Raw genomic sequence first — 17,147 nt, 5'->3', positions numbered from 1 at the left:
AGGATGGTTATGTCGCTGTGATTGACGGCAACCCCCACCGCGCTGCTGAGAGAGGGTTGCGGCAGGGGCACCATCCATGCCCGGTCCAATGGGCAATGAGACCGGTCCTACCGAACTGTCGAACCTCTAAGCTGTTCCTGCTCGCAAAACAAAACCCCGCCGCGAAGTTGGGGACGCGCGGCGGGGTTAAAGAAATCACGCTTGATAGGGGACAATTGCAAGCGCGCCTGAAGAACGCAGGTTGTCAACATTGGTTCCCTCAACGTGTTGTCTGCGACAGGCACGGCCGTTTGCATTGTCGCGCCGCCACGCTTGAGGGCATCCACTTCACTTTATCGCCGCCAGAACGCTATGCTCCAGCTGCTGCAGATCGAAGGGTTTCGCCAAAATCTCGATGTTCAACAGGCCTGCCTTTTCGGCGAACCTCGGCGCATAGCCGCTGGTAAGCAGCACGGCTGCGTCGTGCTTGCGTTGCATGATCGTTTCAACGAGTTGAATGCCGTTCATCCCACCTGGCATCATGACATCGGAGAAGACGAGTGTGAACGTCTCGGTGCCATCGAGTGCAGCCAGCGCCTGCTGCGCGTTCGATACGCGCCTGACTTCAAAGCCGATTTCGCCCAGCATTTCGCCGGTAACCTCGGCAACTGTATCATCGTCCTCGACAAGCAGGACACGGCCCAGCGCCCGTAGGCCCGCCGCTCCCGGCGATGTGGGAGAGGCCAAAATCTCGGGCGTGCGAAGGGATTCGAACGATCGTGGTAGCAATAGCTCGATGGTCGTGCCCTGTCCGAGCCTACTTTCAATCCGGAGCGTACCCCCTGACGAGTGGGCAAAACCGTAGGCCTGGGCGAGCCCAAGTCCGGAACCCTTGCCGATGTCCTTGGTCGTAAAAAATGGCTCAAATGCACGTGCAATCGTCGCTTCCGACATTCCGGTACCGCTATCCGTGACCGTCACCGAGACGAAGTCGCCGGAGAGATCGCCATCGGTGAATGACGCCAGATTGCGCGCGGAAATGCTGATCGTCCCTCCGTCTGCCATCGCATCCCTTGCATTGACGCACAGGTTCAGGATGACCAGCTCGAACTCTCCAGCGTCGATCCTGACTGGCCATGCATCTTCGGTGAATTCCGTCTCAACCACGATACTACCACCAAGGGATCGATCGAGTAGTTCGCGCATGCCGGTGACCTGCCGGTTGATATTCACCACCTCTGCATCGAGGGCCTTGGTCCGGGAAAAGCTCAGGAGTTGCTTGGTCAGCCCCGCTCCGCGTTCGACGGCCTGCCGCATTCCGTCTTTTAGGCGCTTGAGCCGCGCTTCGTCAGGCTGCCTGTCGAGCATGTTGAGGCCGCCAGAGATCGCCATCAGAAGGTTGTTGAAATCGTGGGCGACGCCACCCGTCAATTGACCAAGAGCCTCCATCTTCTGACTTTGGCGAAGCATGGCTTCAGTCCGCTCGCGCTCACGGACCTCCTGCAGAAGCCGGGCATGGGCATCTTCAAGAGCCTTGCCGGCTCGCTTTTGGTCCGTTAGATCCGTCACGATACAGCTCAGCGTGTCCGCTTCCCCGCCTGCGCCATTGAGCTTCGAAAAGGAAAAATGTGCAGGGGTGAGAACGCCGTTTCGGGTGCAGATCGTAAATTCCGATTTTCCCACTCCGCGCATGGTGCGCCCAAATTTCTCTCGCTCGGCAGGCAGGATGAAGCGAGTAAGTGAGCCGCCAACAACGTGGCTCATATCGTCGTCAACGATGGAGGCAAGACGCCTGTTGCAATAGAGGATCTGATCATGGAGCGACATCGTCAGCGCCCCTTCCTGCATCTCTTCCACCAGAACACGATAGGTCTGGTCGGCAGTCTCTAACGCATAAACCTGAGGGATTCCGTCAATGCCCGACACGACGACCGCGTCGACGTCACCGCTGCGGATCGCCTCCAGTGTTTCTTCAGCCTCGCGGAGCCGTTCCCTGAGGGCGGCATTGTCGTGCTTCAGCTCGTCCTCCGTCATCGCTTTGCCCCTTGCACCGGGTTTTCGATGTCAAAGACCTGCCTGACTTTCGCTTCGTCAGACAGGTCGCCAATGACACGACGCGCCGGGCCGGGCGAAAGCTTCACAAGTGTTGGCGCAGCGACGATCTGATGCTCCCGAGCTTTCAGCGGTTCCAGATAGATATCGATGATCTCAAGATCGTACCTGCCTTGCAGGTCTCTTTCAAAAATACGTCGTGCATTGGATATTGCCCGGGAAGACCGCGATGTTGCTCCAGTGACGTAAAGGCGAAACACAAATTCGGGGGACTTCGGGAGTCCGGCTGCCGCATCGGCAATCGGCAGGACTTTATCGGGCATGCCCTCTATTCCTCTCTTCGCAGATCAAGGCCGACAAGAACCCGTTCCCAGTCTGAGAGGTTGCCGATGATACGCTTGAGTGGCGGCGGAAGGCGCCGGACCAGTGTCGGAACCGCGAGGATCTGATCGCCTGCAGCAAGCTGCGGGTGTTCGAGGAGGTCAACGACCTCGATCCTGAAGCGTCCTGCAAGATGTTCCTCGCAGATTTTCTGGAGGTTGCTTAAGGCGGCGACAGATTTGGGCGTCTTTCCCGCGACATAGAGGCGGAGGTTGTATTGACCGTCGTCAATAGCCTCATCGTCTTCCTGGGCAAGGAGTGCGGCATCAAAGGCGTCGGAGTCTTCGCTCGTCATTCGGCAGCTCCCCGACGGGTCGCCATCGCATCTCTCTCATTCAGATACGAATTCTCCCGTGCCTCGTCCTGGGCAAGCCACTCGGCAACCTCATCTTCTTCTGCATCGAGCGATGCCTGAAGCTCGGCAATCTGCCGGTTCACCGCAGCACGCCGTCTTTCCATATCACGCCGCTTGCGCGTGCTCTCCTGCGTCCGCCGCAGCGCATCGGCAGCGTCGGCGGCCTCACGGGCGATGCGAGCGGAACCGGTCAGGACACCACCGGAGCCGAGATAGGTGCTCACGAGCTGCACGCCGCTGCTGGTGATCTCGAATTCCCGAACCTGGTTGGAATGGCTCATTCCGCGGGACTTGAGGATATACAGACCTCTGTTGCGTTCGCCGTTCGATTCCACATGCACAAGCGAAAGCCAGGTATCCATCAGCGACGACATGCCAAGGTCGGTGCCCTCAACCATCTGTCCGGCAGAGTTGAGGTTGGTCAGGAGCGCCGTCGTACCGCGGCTTTTGAGAAGGTCGATGACCCTCAGCAACGCCGAATGGACTTCGCCCTGTTCGCCGCGCAGCGAAGAGATAGGGTCGAGAACAACCACGTCAGGTTTGAAATTCTCAATTTCCCGGTGCATTCGGGCAAGATGCATCTCAAGGCCAAATAGGCTCGGCCGGGCCGCCTCAAAGCGAAGAAGACCCGATGCAATCCATGGTTCCAGATCGATGCCGATCGAGCGCATATTGCGGACGATCTGCGCCGGCGATTCCTCAAAGGCGAAATACAGGCACTTTTCGCCGCGCCGACAGGCTGCCTCAACGAAATGACTGGCGAGGCTTGTCTTGCCGGTTCCGGCCGTTCCCGAGATCAAAATGCTTGAGCCGCGGTAAAACCCGCCGATGCCCAGCATGCCATCAAGGCTTGTGACACCTGTTGAGACAGCATCATTGTTGGTTGAATGCGAAAGGCCCGCAGATGTGATCGGCAGGACGGAGATCCCCTGATCGTCGATCAGGAAAGGATATTCGTTGGTGCCATGCGCGGAGCCGCGATATTTTACCACCCGGATACGTCGTGTTGTGATCTGGTGTTCGACACGGTTGTCGAGGAAGAGCACGCAGTCGGAAATATACTCCTCGAGCCCGTAGCGTGTCAGCGATCCCTCACCACGTTCCGCGGTGATGACGGCAGTGACACCCTTTTCCTTCAGCCACGCAAACAGTCGCCGCAATTCGGCACGCAGGATATCGGTGTTACCGAGGCCGGCAAACAGCACTTCCAGCGTATCGAGCACGACACGCTTGGCGCCGATCTGATCGATGGCGTAGCCAAGCCGCACAAACAGACCATCGAGGTCATAATCTCCGGCTTCTTCGATTTCGCCCTTTTCGACGCGGACGTAGTCCAGCGCCAGGCGTTTCTCATCAATCAGCGTCTGAACGTCGTAACCCAGCGAGACCACATTCTTTACCAGGTCTTCGCTAGCCTCTTCGAAGCTCATGAACACGCCAGGTTCATCGAACTGTGTGGCGCCATTAACAAGGAAGGTCATCGCAAAAAGCGTCTTGCCGCATCCCGGCCCACCACAGACCAGCGTCGGCCTACCAGCTGGCAGGCCGCCCAGCGTTATCTCGTCAAACCCCGAAACTCCGGTCGCCGCTTTCGCCAGCGCAGAGCTCGTCGCAGGATCCCTGGGAAAGGCTAATCTGTCAGTCATAGATTATTGTTGTCCATTTGCAGGTGCTCGCTCACCGCGGGACGCAGGGCGAAGTCGTTCTTTCAGGGCAGTGGCGATGAAGTTGGTCAAGGTCCGGTTTTCGTCTTCGGCCTTCATACGGACTTCTTGAAGAAGGTCGGGATCCAGACGCACCGTGATTGCTTTTTTCATAGAGGCCAAATCCCTTTGTGAGGGAGACAATTAGAGTGAATGATGCGAATAGCAATACAGTCGCACCAGAAAGGACCCGTCGGACTGAAGCCGATCATCTCTCGGATTTATCGAGACAATTGCCATGAGATTTTAAGTTCATTTGGCTGCTCCAGATGAAACGTCTCGCGATCAGAAGTGTATGGCCGGCTAAGCTAGATCATTGGCAGCGCTTCGGTTCGTCGCTGTCTGCATCGCTGAGCGACCCGAACGGTAATGAATGCTGCGACGGCGCCTGGGACACGCGAATGCCTTCGGTTCGACGCCTTCCCGAAACCGGCGCGATATCCGCGATGCCACCAGTCAAATTCTCGAAAGACCGAACAGATATTCCGCCTGCCGGTAACCGCCGACCTGCAGACGGTTTCAGGCCTCGATACGGACGGACCCAGCGTTGAAAGCCGGTATCCCGGATCGCTTGTCGTAGCCTGAGTTGCCGCTGCCCTGGCCCGATCTGCGCGCGTTCCACGCAGGCAGGCATGTTGCATGCGTGGAACGACCCGCAACGGAACAAAATGACGTCGGACATCGAACCGTTCCGCCAAAGCCTGATACCGACTGTGTGACGCCGTCAGGGTTGCGGCGCAGGTTGCCGGACTGACATTTACCCGGTCAGCGTATTCAGCAGGTCGGAAATCCTGATAGTGGCGAAGTTTGAGAACGTGTCGCAGATGGCGTAGGGCAGCACGATCTGGTCGTTATGGCGCATGGCGCCGCACGTGTAGACGACATTGGGTACATACCCCTCTCGTTCGGAGGGCTCCGGACGGACCAGCGGCTCCCGCGATCGGGCCAGAACCCTCGACGGATCGGCTTTGTCGAGAAGAGCTGCTCCGATCGTGTATTTTCGCACGGGACCAACCCCATGGGTCAAAAGCAGCCAGCCTTCGTCCAGTTCGATCGGCGATCCGCAATTGCCCATCTGCACGAATTCCCACGGATATTTTGGCCCCAGAATGATCTCGCCGCCATTCCAGACGTGGAGATCGTCGGAACGGATCAGATAGAGGTTTTCATTGTCCTGGCGACCGATCATCGCAAACTGGTCGCCGATCTTTCGCGGAAACAGGGCCATGCCCTTGTTCCCCGATGCGGTCCCCGCCAGAGGCGTCATCCGAAACGACAGGAAGTCTCTGGTCTCCAGGAGTTCGGAGCGAATGCCTCTTCCGTCATAGGCCGTATATGTCGCGTAATAGGTTTTCCGCCCCGCTTCTTCGAACTCGACAAAGCGGGCATCCTCAATACCATTCGACTGCGCGGCAGTGATCGGGAATATCACCCGTTCACTAATTGGCTGCTCGGGGGAAAATGTCAGATCCAGAGGCTCGTCGGGAGAGGCGGAGGAGGGGGGGACGAACACGGGCATGGACGCAAGCCGCGCTGTCGGCTCGATATCGACAGTGCCATTCTGGGCAACAATTCCCGTTCGAAACGTCAAAGACGAGACGTGTCCTTCGCCAACTGCGCGAAGGCTCAGAATAAAGCGCGTGCTGCCGCTTGCGACACCTGACTGATCCGGGTGGGAGACAATGCTCGGGTTGAACAGAGCGGATGCCTCGAACGAATATTCGTGCATGAAATAGGCACCGATGAGCTGCCGTTGTAGCGTGGTGAACGCAATGTGAGGTGCAAACGCGTCTTCCATTTCCCGAGCCCGCTTTTCGAACGTGGTCATCAGGTTGCGGTGCCGACCCTCAAAATTTTCCAGCACCTCGGAAAGCTGCTGTTGCGCTATCTCAACGTCGAGACCAAGCACGCGATCCACGATATGGTTGGCGCGCGTTTTGTCCGTCGGTTTGAAGTCCCGCGGTTCCGTCGCAGGCCTGAACGGCCGCACCACGACCCGCGTGGAATCGGGCCGCAGAAAAAGCGCCTGGCGGTTGAGAAATGCTGTCTGTGACAAAATGATCTCTATCTGGCTGGAGGCTGTAAAATGCTCACGCGGTAAGCGCGCGAAGGGGAACAAACGTCGAAGGATAACCGCTGGCACGCGAAAGCTTGCGAAACTCAACCAGGCCGAGGAGGTAGGAGACCACCGATTCGCCGCCTCTATTCTCATTGAGACGCGTCGGATGCAGACCGTCACGGCAACTGCCTGTTTCGATATCCACGACCGCCAATGAAAGATCATTGCTGCCGAGGAACCATGCGAATGCCTTTGCTGCCTCTCTTTTCCACGTGATGTCGTGACTGGCCCGCCACGCTGCATGGCAGGCAGCGATCGTCGCCGTCGCCTCCAGAGGCTGCTGATCAAAAATGCTCACCTCTCTCGTCTGATTTGTAAAACCATCCGTGCCAACAGGCCTGAATAATCCGTCAGGGTTCGTCTGCACCGTCATTAGCCATCGCAAAGACTTCAGGCCTGCCGCCACATAATCGGGGCGTTCGGCGCTCAGTCCAGTCGTGATCAGCGCCTGAGACAGTCGGGCATTGTCATAGGACAGGCTTTCCTCGAACCAGGTCCAGTCCGTTCCACCGACACGATGGAAGATATCCATCAGCCTGTCCGCCAGGGTCGAGCGGATCTGATGCGCGCGCAAATCGTGAGGCGAAACCGCGCAATAGCCGTCCAGTCCCAACAGCGTAAACGCCCAGGCCCGTGGCGAACCAAAACCTTCAGCGGTCGGCAGTGCCTGCGAGAACAGGGCCGTGGCCCACGCGCGCCGCGACGGGTTTGCGTCGCTGCGTGCGCATTCTCCCAAAGCCCAAAGTGTCCGGCCATGACTGTCCTGCGATCCCCTGTTCTCCAGCCAGCGCCGATCAAAGCCCATGAAGTTTCGGAAATGCTTTTCGTCAGGGTTCCAAGCGTGCTGCACGAAGGACGCGAAACGAGAGGTGAGTACTTCCGGCAAAAGCCTTTCGCCAGGCTGGTTGAGCGCAACCGACAACAGGAGCGCGCGGGCGTTGTCGTCGACACAGTAGCCATGCGAACGGTCTGGCACCGAATGGACGGCATGCTGGAATAGCCCCGTGTCGTCGCACATCGACAGAAAATAGCCGAACTGCGGTTCCGGGGGGGCAGGGACCCTGTGCATCACGACGTTGGCAGGAGGGACAGGCTGTCTCGTATTGCGCAGAAGAATGTCGGAAAAAATCGCCAGATAGCGCTCGGCGGTTTTCTCCCACGTCATGGGTCGGCTGGTTTCATAAGCGCGCAGGCGCATCGCGTCGCGTCTTGCGTCGTCGGTCAGAAGCGACGCGATCTCACGCCCGATGGCTGTCGCGTCACCGAAAGGAACGAGCACACCGTGGCCATCGGCCAGCAGTTCCCGCGCATGCCAGTAAGGCGTCGAGACGACGGCCTTACCGAGACCGAAGCTGTAAGCCAGAGTGCCCGATGTCATCTGCGCCTCGTTGAGATAAGGCGTCGCGTAGACATCACACATGGAGATGAAATCCAGCAGCGTTGCCTTGTCGACGAAGCGATCGAGAAACACCACGCTGCCTTCGATGCCCAAGTCCTTCACCCGCGTCATCAGGCTGTCGCGATAGGCCTCTCCTTGGTCGCGCACGAGATTGGGATGGGTTGCTCCGAGGATCACGTAGACCGCATCCGGGCGGCTCTGCAAAATCAGGGGCATGGCATCGATCATCACCTCGATGCCTTTATTGGGAGACAGAAGTCCGAACGTCAGGATGACTGAGCGCCCGTCGAACCCCAAGCCTTTCTTGGAAACAGCGGGTTCGGAGAACGGCATGTCGGGAATTCCATGGGCAACGACCTCTATCCTGTCAGCCGGCACATGATAGATCTCCTCCAGCAACGTCCGGCCCTTTTCCGCCATAACGACCAGTTTGGCGGACCGATCGATGATTTTGTTCAGGACGCGGCGCTGGCCGGGACTTGGTTCGGCAAGCACTGTGTGCAGCGTGGTGACGACCGGCATCTTCAATTGCGACAAAAGCGCGACAATATCCTCCCCGTCTTCGCCACCAAAAATTCCGAACTCGTGCTGCAGGCAGGCGACGTCGAAATTGCCGGCGTTGAGAACATCTGCAGCGCGAACATAATCATCGCGGTTGTCGTCGGCTATCGCGAGACGGACCTCCGGCGGGTAGTCGTAGACATGACCATGATCCGTCATGGCAAAGATCGCTGTGGCAATATGGGCAGGAGATTTCGAAACCGCCTGCTGCAGATCCGTCGTGAACGTAGCGATACCGCAGCGGCGCGGCAGGGAATTGCCGATGAATGCAATATTCTTGAGCTGGATCATAACGCAGCTCCCGACAGAGGAAAGGGGATCACGTCGTGCCGCTCTCGATGGCTGTCGATGTCAGCAAGATCTGGTTTCAATCGGTCTTTGGCCGGAAGCTCTCGCAAAAGGTCGGCCGCGGGTGCGCTCGCAGCGGTGGCAAACAGCAGGCTCATGCCATCGCGCCCAACCCGGATGTCGGCGCGATCGGCTTCCGCGAAAAATCCATCGCCGATCCGGGCTGTCAGCGATCCTATTGTTCCGCTTCCCGCAGCGATCATGGCCCAGCTTTCGCGGCCAGCAGTCAATTCCCACCGCGTGTCGGCGCACAGATCCAGCCGTTCGAGGGTGAAGAATGGGCAGGCCACCAGCTCGGCGCGCTCGACCGTGATGTGTCGTGACATTTTCCGGCTGCTCGCCGGCTCCAGTCGGGCCACTGCCAAGGCCTGGTCGATATGGAGTTCACGCGAGCGTCCATGATCCCAGATGCGAAACGTCGTGTCGTTGCGCTGCTGGATCTCGGCAATAACCAGACCTGCACCAACGGCATGGACTGTGCCAGCCGGCACATAAAAGATGTCACCGACCGCAGCGTCCTGCCAGTCCAGGAGCTCGTCTATGGACCCGTCAATCGCTGCCTTCCTGAATTCGACCTGTGTCAGGGGCCGCTTGAGCCCGACGGCGACCTGCGCTCCTTCGTCCGCAGCCAGCACATACCAGGCTTCGCTTTTGCCGCTCGCCATCCCCATCGATTTGGCAGCTGTATCATCAGGATGAACCTGTATCGACAGTTTTTCCCTGGTAAACAAAAGCTTCAGAAGCAGCAGGCGTTCTCGTCCTTCGGGCTCATCATACTCGAACGAGATTTCGCCGACCGGGCTATCCTGGCGGCCGTTCGATGCCCATGGCCCGAGATCACGACGACCCCATGGCTTGAGCGTTGTTCTCACACTGGCGTGGTCGAATGTCATGGTGGTCTCCTTGATCTCGCCGCTAAGATCGAGGTGACCTGAGATCGGTGTACTGGTATTGGCTCCTGTGCTGTCAAAAACGATTTTGTAAGAAATTCAAAAGGCTGGGAACGCCGCTGCACCCGCGGCTATTCTATCGTAGCTTAGCCCCGGCACTCATGGAGTTTCGATGATGACCACTTAGCGAAAGTGGCCAAGGTCCAGAGTAATGGCGCTGCTTTTCGACTTCTTGTAAGCCAGAACCGCCGCCTTCAGGATTCTCGCTCGCAAAGCGTCGAAAGATGCCAGAAGATCCGCCTCGTTTGCCGTGTGGTGAGGTGTCTCGCTGGAAAGAACTTCGCTGGCGACGAAAAATTTGATCTCGAACATCCCGTCGTAGCCGGTAAAGCGGACGCAACGATTTTTCTCATCAAAGCTGCGGCTCACGTTGGGAAAGGAAATGCCCATCATTGCCCGCCGTCGTGACTGGTCACGGCGCTGGGTTTGGCAGTCGCACTCATCAAATAGTCGATATGGATAAGCTCGCAGGAACCAGAATATGGCCTGTGTCGATCGGAAGACATGTCGTCCTCCTTTGTTGGGGCAGGGATTGAGGGTCCCTATGACAACGCCCTGAAGATGAGCTGCCTTAAAACGATAAGTCGTGCCATTTTTTGAGATTGCAAGCTCAGGTCGTGCATTGGGTTCGTTTTTCGGCGAACGACACACTGTGAATAAATGCCCAGGCCGGACATCATGTCGCTTACTCGATCAGGTCCCCGGCTTTTCGTCGAAGCTCATTCACGAGCGCTTCCTGCCGCGCCTGCAAACTGCGAAGGTCCTCGACATCGGTCGAGGTCCCAAGCCATTCGATGATGACGCCGCGCGCGTCACGCACAGGTGTCGCGCGCGTGTGAAACCAGCGATACGCATTCGTGACTGCCTGTCGGATGCGATACTCGACCTCGAACCCACCCGTCTCGACTGCCTTTGACCAGTTCATCAGCGCCGCATTGCGGTCCTCGGGATGCACCGGATCCAGCCAGCCCATCCCGTGGCTTTCGGTTTCGGCCTGTCCGGTAAACGCCGTCCATTGCGGACCGGACCATGTCAGTTTTCCACCCTCGACCGCGCGCCACACAAGTTGTGGGATCCCCTCCAGAAGAGCCCGCTGGCGAATTTCCGCCTTAGCAAGCTCTTCTTCAACATGCTTGATCTCAGTAATGTCATGGCCGATGCCGCCGATATGCACGACGTCGCCCTGAGCATTCTTAATCGGGAAATCCGTATTCCTCAGCCAGCGAATCCCGCCATCCTCCGGCCGCTGTATGCGGTACTCGAAGGTCACCCACTCACCGTTTCGAACACGTTGCAGATTTTCTGCAGCCACGTCCCGATCTTCCGGGACAATCAGCTCAAGCCAGCCGATCATATTGTCGCCCCGTAGTGCAGCTTCACGATCAAGTCCGTAGATCTCCTCGAATGCGGGGGTAAGGTAAGACCACTGAAACGTCTCAGCGTCCCTGATCCAGAGAATATCCTGGGATGCCTCACCGAACTGACGCAGCCGGTCCTGGGTTTGTCTCAACGCGGCTTCGACGCGTGCCCTCTCGGAGACGTCCACAAAGGTGACGACTGTGCCGTCGATCCGGTCTTCCACGGTTCGATATGGCCGCAGTCGCATGGAAAATTCTCGTCCCAGCCGGCTGGTGACTTCACGCTCGATGGGAACAAGTTCCCTCAAAACCTTGCGGGCGTCATCATCAATCGTGTCGTAGTCAAGCTGATGGGTGAAGTCTGTGATGGCGCGGCCAATGTCATGGCGCGTCACGTTAAATAGTTCCGCAACAGGGGCTGTAAACATGCGGATGCGCAGGTCGGGGTCGAGAAACAGGGTACCGATCTCGGTGGCGGCCGACAGGTTTTGAAGGTCGCTATGTGCCGCTGAAATGCTGTCCAACTTACTTTTCAGCTCGGCATTGACCGTATGCAGTTCCTCGTTGATCGATTGCAGCTCTTCTTTCGATGTCTCGAGTTCCTCGGCCGTTGACCGATACTCCTCATTCATCGACTGCAGCTCCTCATTGGCAGCACGAAGTTCCTGCACCAGGGCGTCGTGCCCGTTGCGGCTCATCAGCAGCGCCTCTTGCGAAGCCCGCAACTCGGCATAAACGCGTCGCACCTCGCCTGTACGAGTGTCGGACGCTTGCTCAGGTTCATCGCTTTCCACAACGATCCCGCCGTCCATGAAAAACACCAGCGCCTGCGATGCCTTGCCGCCGTCGCTCGACAATGGTGTAACCTGAAGAGAAACCCGCCTCCTGCCCTGGTCGAAGGTGACTACGGTCGGAAGTGTAACGCTCGGCTCCCCCATCTCAAGCGCGCGGGCAAGCGCAATTCCCAGATCAAGCCGCAATTCGGGTCTCACCACCGATGTCAGGGACATCGACACGGGTCCTGCGGAATGGAGGATGAAACGACCCGCGGTCGGCGACAGATGCAGGATGTTTTGACCATCATCGACCAATGCGCTTGCTGGCGCATGTTGCTCCAGCGCCGCTACATGCACAGCAGCCGGAACCGCGGCGCGTTCCGCGACAATGGAAACGGGCCGGCTGTAGTTCGCAGGCTGCTCTGGCGCGGCGAACTGCGGCAGGATCGGCAGCAAATGGCCATTTTGGGGACGGGAGGTATAAATCCGGGCCTGCCTGTCGACAGTCGCAAACAGGTCGGTTGCCACATCGACAGTTTCCGCCGACCCCAAAAAAAGGTATCGCCCGGTGCGCAACCCGTATTGGAACAGCGAACACACCTGAGCCTGAAGGGCGCGCTCAAGATAGATCAGCAAATTGCGGCAGGTAATCAGGTCGAGCCGCATGAACGGCGGCTCCTTCAGGACGCTATGTTTCGCAAACAGCACGCTCTCGCGAAGCTCCTTGCGGACGCGGAAGTGCGTGCCCTCATCAATGAAGAACCTGGCGAGCCTTTCCTGTGATACATCGGCATCGATGGCACGCGGATAACGTCCTTCCCTTGCCAGTGCCAGCGCTGCTTCGTCGAGATCGGTCGCGAAAATCTGCAGTGGAATTTTGACGTCCTGCCGTGCCATTTCCTCATGCAGCAGGATCGCAATGCTGTAGGCCTCCTCGCCAGTCGCGCAACCGACCACCCAGACACGCAGGCTGTCGTCGCTCTCCGCCTCAAAGGCGGTGATCAGCGGTCGTATGGCCTGGCGAGCCAGGGCCTCAAAGGCGTGTTCATCACGAAAAAACATCGTAACCGATATCAGCAGATCCGAAAAAAGGTTCTGGGCTTCTTCCGGCGTCGTCGTCAGATAATCGGCATAGTCGGCCAGGCTTTTGGCCCTGCAGACCTGCATGCGCCGGATAACACGGCGCATGACGGTGGCACGCTTGTAGGCGGAAAAATCATGACCAACGCGAGAGCGCAAAAGCGCGACGATGCGCCTGAGATCATTGGCCGATCCTGCCATGTCGAGGGAGCGAACGGCATCCTTGCTGCGTGCAACCTCGGCAAGATACCCGGCCAGCCGGGAGATCGGCGCGACAAAGTCCGCGGCGCCCGTCGCAATCGCATTTTGCGGCATCGATGGAAAGCCGGCCTCAGAGGGGTCCTGCACCATGATAACGCCGCCGGCTTCCTTGACAGCGGTCACGCCAAGTGCCCCGTCCGAGCCGGCGCCCGATAGCACGATGGCGACCCCGTCTCCACGAGCGGACGCGATGGAGCGAAAGAACATGTCGATCGGCGCGCGTCTGCCCCGAGGCTCGGCAAAATGACGCGCCAGGATGCTGTCGCCCTCGATCACAAGCTCATGATCAGGAGAAATGACGTAAACGCAGTTGGCCGACAGTTCCAGATGGCTGTCCACCTGATGGACCGGCATGGACGTGCATACCGAGAGGATTTCGGAAAGTGCGCTCGGCTCGTCGGGCGAAAGGTGAACAATGACGACATAGGCCAGGCCAAGATCAGGGGGGATCTGGCGGAAAAGACTTTGTAGTACCTCTACGCCGCCCGCCGATGCACCGATCGCGCATATCGGTATGAAGTTCTGTGCGGTGGATAATCCAAACTCACTGAAATCAGTCATTTCGCTGCTGCCATCATCATACAATCGACCGAATATGCGGTTCTCGTGATGAGAGTATAAGCGTGACCAGAGAGATGCTAGGCGACCGTCTTGGCCTCTGAAGAATTTTTGTGGGAAATTTCATCGAGCGTTGCCAAAACCTTGAGGATGGCGTCCGCAGAGCAGGAATAGTAGATAGTCTGAGCGTCTCTGCGTATCTCGACGACATCGGCCTGTCGAAATTTGCTGAGATGCTGCGATAAGGCAGACTGGCTCAGATTGACCTCTTCTGCGAGCGCTGAAACGCTCCATTCCTGCCTGGTAATCCGTCCCAGAACCTCCAGGCGATGCGCATTGGCAAGAAGGCCTAACAGAGCGGCGGCCTGGTCGGCGTCGAATTTGAAATCGCGCGCCATATGCCCCTCCTTGCATCAAATGGAACCGGGACCAGCATGGTTGCAGTCGTGCTTGGTCAACGCTCTTTTAATGTGCGCAAGGCACGCTATACTAATTTACCAATGTCTACAAATGGCGCCGAGAAAGGTCAGTCAGATGCAGCAAGCGGAGCGCACGAAGGTTCTTGTCTCCGAAATCGCCGGCCTGCTGGTCGATGTCAGGGCAAACCTAGGCGTCAGCCGAGGCTTGCTTGAGGAAATCCCCGCGAACGGTCCGAATGTCCGAGCTGAAAAAGTTCGTCTGGTGATCCCGGAAATGGGATTTTTCACCTGGTTCGTGTCAGGCAATCTGTTTCACGGCGATAGCCTTTTTGCAGCTCTTCACGGTTTGAGCCTTGAAGATCTGTCTGCTGGTCTTGGTGTCGAAAATGTGCTGTCTTGCATCGACGCAAAAGATCAGCCCGTCGTCGCACGGGGCTTGAGTGACGCTATCTCAACAGGCGAAAGGTGCTCGCTGGAATATGCCACGCATCATGACAGCATTCATCGCGATATCGCATTGATTGGTTGCTGCCTGCGAAACGAGGACGGCCTTGCCTCCTTCTTTAGCGGCATTGTCATCGAAAAGAAGGAAGCGTTTTTTCTCGACGGGTCGGATCCATTCAAAGCTTACTGCGATGCAGCCTTGTCTCTGGCGCAGGAACGGGGAAACCTTCTCGCAATCCGGTATCTCAAATCGGCATCGAATTTGGTTTCGGGTTAGTCATCTCGATATTTTGCAAAAACGAGGTAAGCGGGGCCGCACCATTCCGCTGGCCAACTCCAGGTGCCGCAGGACGAGCTGGGCACCCATTGGACGGCAAAGACGAGGCGGTCGTGGAGAAAATTTCAGCACTGTGAATATCTGAGGTCGCCTGAGCGCGTCTGCCCAAAATAAAGGGCAGGGAATTTTTCTTATGCGGTCCAGATCCTAGTCTTTGAAATCCGCTTTGTGGGACGCCATCAGCTCATCTGCCTGGTCAATCAGGCGTCGCCAGCGATCAACGTAGCCATTGACGAAGGCTGGGTTCATCCCGGAAGCTCCCATCTCGGCAGCAAGGCGATCGAGGTCAAATGCCCTTAAAGGCGTGTCGCGTGGAAAGATCTTCAGCGTGTATTTGACTGTATCCTCCCAGCTCCGCTGCACTCCGACCGTCCCGTCAAGCAGGCAGGGACGGTAGAGATCGATCAAGTCTCCAAGGGTCATCGCCATTCCTTCGTCACCATTCAATCTCGCGGCCATCGTAGGCGATGAAGCTGCCCGTCTTATCAAGGCCATCGGCCGCGTGCAGGATAAAAGCTGCTGCCTGCTCCGAGCTGATCGTCGGATGCCGGGCGGCGTAGGGATCTGACAGCCGGGTTCGCACGGTTCCTGGATGAACGGCGGCGATGACCGCCTGAGGGTGCGTTCGCGACAGCTCGATCGACGCTGTTTTTACGATCTGGTTGAGGGCAGCCTTGGATGAGCGGTAGGAGATCCACCCGCCGAGCCGATTATCTCCAATCGATCCAACCCGAGCGGAAAGAAAGAGCGCAATGGACCGGTCCCGCCTGTCGAGCAGTGGGAGAAAATGTTTTGCCACGAGGGCAGGACCGACCGCGTTCGTGCGAAACTGAAGCAGCATGGTCGCGGGGTCGATGTCCCGAAGCGACTTTTCTGGCCCGTGGTCGCCGACAGTAAGGACGCCAGTTGCGCAGACAAGCAAATGTAATCTCTTTGCCGACAACAGCCCGGCGGCTGCAGCGATCGTCGTCTCATCAAGAAGATCAAAACCATTGCGATCTCGGGACAGTTCAACAAGATCGCCGATGTGCGGATCGGTCCTTAGATGATCGCAAATTGCAGATCCAATCCCGCCGCTCGCGCCGATGACAACCGCCCGAAACCCGGTCGGCAAGGACGGAACGATAGTATCAGTCGAACTGTCCATCCGATTAGCCCAGTTGGAGTCCATAAAGGTTCAGTCACTGAAGTCTAAAAGCAGGGCGGCACCTCTCATTGCGGTGCTATCGAAGAAGCCCGTCGACGTCGAACTCGTCCCAGCCTCGCAAGGTCGGGGCTGCATCCTCGGTATCACGTTTCGCCTTTTTCGAGGCCTTCTGCGCCTTCTTCAAAGACCGCGTCAGCTTTGCCTGGTAGGCAGCTCGCCGCCTTTTTTCGGCTTTTGCCTCTGCGTCTTCCTCCCGCCATTCGTCGACAATGCCCCGGTCGAGAAGATCCTCCACGACTTTGGGATCAAAAACGTGGAAGGTGATCCTGCGGGCGCGGCCGTTCAACCGGACAGTTCGCGTCCCAGCACTCGGTAAACGCCCATCCGCGAGCCACCTATGACGCTCGCTTGTCTTGATGGTGAGGATATCCTGTATCTCACGAGGAATGACGGGGAGGGTTTCGACCTCATCCATCACCTTGGAGGCAATCGCGACGGCTGCGGCAAAAGACGCCTTTTCGCTGGCGGGCATCGCAAGAATGAGATCGCTGCCGTCCAGTACCAGCGACTTCTTTGAAGCGGTCGGCATCCTGGCCTGGATCTCTTGCAAAATCCCCTTGGCTCTGACGGACGATCCAAGTGTTGCCGCAGGCGACAGCGTCCACGTTTTAAGCAGTTCGATGTCTGTCTGTCCGGCTTTTGGCATTCCGGATAGATGGGCCCTGCAGCCTTAAAGATCAACTTGCCCGTTGTCTGGAAATGCCAGATCGCCCGACATTCAATGAACAGAGCGCGAGCGCCACGCATCCTTCATTGTCCGCTCAAGCCCGGACAGATGTCTACGCTCCTCAACACGTTGACTTGTTCGATCGCCCGGATGAAGGAAAGTAGGCATGCGGCTTGTGGTACCAAGCCCGCGG

The 17,147-nt window shown here is 57.8% G+C and carries 15 protein-coding genes; 1 reads left to right on the top strand and 14 read right to left on the bottom strand.

Annotated features, from left to right (window positions below; all coding sequences use genetic code 11):
• Positions 1-327: 327 nt before the first annotated feature.
• The 11 genes from FHP24_RS02970 to FHP24_RS02925 all read right to left on the bottom strand — a co-directional run bounded on the left by FHP24_RS02970 (position 328) and on the right by FHP24_RS02925 (position 14,278).
• Positions 328-2,013: a PAS domain-containing hybrid sensor histidine kinase/response regulator gene (locus tag FHP24_RS02970; RefSeq protein WP_139672624.1), complete on the bottom strand. Its 1,686-nt coding sequence runs from the start codon at positions 2,011-2,013 to the stop codon at positions 328-330.
• The gene (locus FHP24_RS02965) at positions 2,010-2,354 is read right to left on the bottom strand and encodes a circadian clock KaiB family protein (protein ID WP_139672621.1); all 345 of its coding nucleotides are present in this window, start codon (positions 2,352-2,354) and stop codon (positions 2,010-2,012) included. The genes FHP24_RS02970 and FHP24_RS02965 overlap by 4 nt, the downstream gene beginning before the upstream one ends.
• A gap of 5 nt (positions 2,355-2,359) precedes the next feature.
• Entirely contained in the window at positions 2,360-2,707 is a 348-nt protein-coding gene (locus tag FHP24_RS02960) for a circadian clock KaiB family protein (protein ID WP_139672618.1), read from the bottom strand.
• Positions 2,704-4,413, bottom strand: coding sequence for a circadian clock protein KaiC (gene kaiC, locus FHP24_RS02955; RefSeq protein WP_139672615.1), 1,710 nt, complete (start codon positions 4,411-4,413; stop codon positions 2,704-2,706). Before kaiC ends, FHP24_RS02960 begins: the two co-directional genes overlap by 4 nt.
• A 3-nt stretch (positions 4,414-4,416) precedes the next feature.
• Complete coding sequence (locus FHP24_RS28615) at positions 4,417-4,584, bottom strand: hypothetical protein (RefSeq protein ID WP_180355861.1); 168 nt, start codon at positions 4,582-4,584, stop codon at positions 4,417-4,419.
• A gap of 643 nt (positions 4,585-5,227) precedes the next feature.
• Positions 5,228-6,526 (bottom strand): glycoside hydrolase family 130 protein, encoded by a 1,299-nt coding sequence (locus FHP24_RS02950; RefSeq protein WP_139672611.1) that lies wholly within the window; start codon positions 6,524-6,526, stop codon positions 5,228-5,230.
• A 34-nt stretch (positions 6,527-6,560) separates the two neighbouring features.
• Entirely contained in the window at positions 6,561-8,840 is a 2,280-nt protein-coding gene (locus FHP24_RS02945) for a glycosyltransferase family 4 protein (protein WP_139672608.1), read from the bottom strand.
• Positions 8,837-9,790 (bottom strand): class I mannose-6-phosphate isomerase, encoded by a 954-nt coding sequence (locus tag FHP24_RS02940; RefSeq protein WP_139672605.1) that lies wholly within the window; start codon positions 9,788-9,790, stop codon positions 8,837-8,839. Before FHP24_RS02940 ends, FHP24_RS02945 begins: the two co-directional genes overlap by 4 nt.
• A gap of 180 nt (positions 9,791-9,970) precedes the next feature.
• Entirely contained in the window at positions 9,971-10,240 is a 270-nt protein-coding gene (locus FHP24_RS02935; protein ID WP_246091577.1) for a DUF1488 family protein, read from the bottom strand.
• Positions 10,241-10,532: 292 nt separating this feature from the next.
• Positions 10,533-13,883 (bottom strand): chemotaxis protein CheB, encoded by a 3,351-nt coding sequence (locus FHP24_RS02930; RefSeq protein ID WP_246091576.1) that lies wholly within the window; start codon positions 13,881-13,883, stop codon positions 10,533-10,535.
• Between the two features lie 77 nt (positions 13,884-13,960).
• Positions 13,961-14,278, bottom strand: coding sequence for an ArsR/SmtB family transcription factor (locus tag FHP24_RS02925; RefSeq protein WP_139672602.1), 318 nt, complete (start codon positions 14,276-14,278; stop codon positions 13,961-13,963).
• 52 nt (positions 14,279-14,330) lie between these two features.
• On the opposite strand from FHP24_RS02925, the gene FHP24_RS02920 reads away from it, so the two are divergent.
• Positions 14,331-15,020, top strand: a complete 690-nt coding sequence (locus FHP24_RS02920) for a hypothetical protein (protein WP_139672599.1) — start codon at positions 14,331-14,333, stop codon at positions 15,018-15,020.
• 207 nt (positions 15,021-15,227) lie between these two features.
• Here the strand turns inward: FHP24_RS02920 and FHP24_RS02915 are convergent, their stop codons facing one another.
• From FHP24_RS02915 to FHP24_RS02905, 3 genes are read right to left on the bottom strand one after another with little or no spacing between them, the layout of a single operon-like run.
• On the bottom strand, positions 15,228-15,509 hold the full coding sequence (locus tag FHP24_RS02915) for a hypothetical protein (protein WP_139672596.1): 282 nt from the start codon (positions 15,507-15,509) through the stop codon (positions 15,228-15,230).
• Between the two features lie 7 nt (positions 15,510-15,516).
• Positions 15,517-16,251 carry an SDR family NAD(P)-dependent oxidoreductase gene (locus FHP24_RS02910; RefSeq protein ID WP_246091575.1) on the bottom strand — a complete coding sequence of 245 codons (735 nt, stop codon included), beginning with the start codon at positions 16,249-16,251 and terminating at the stop codon, positions 15,517-15,519.
• 52 nt (positions 16,252-16,303) lie between these two features.
• Positions 16,304-16,933: a hypothetical protein gene (locus FHP24_RS02905; RefSeq protein WP_139672593.1), complete on the bottom strand. Its 630-nt coding sequence runs from the start codon at positions 16,931-16,933 to the stop codon at positions 16,304-16,306.
• Positions 16,934-17,147 lie beyond the last annotated feature (214 nt).

The sequence above is a fragment of the Aliirhizobium smilacinae genome, from assembly GCF_006335145.1.
Taxonomy (GTDB): domain Bacteria; phylum Pseudomonadota; class Alphaproteobacteria; order Rhizobiales; family Rhizobiaceae; genus Neorhizobium; species Neorhizobium smilacinae.
This window is presented reverse-complemented; position numbering and strand designations above follow the sequence as displayed.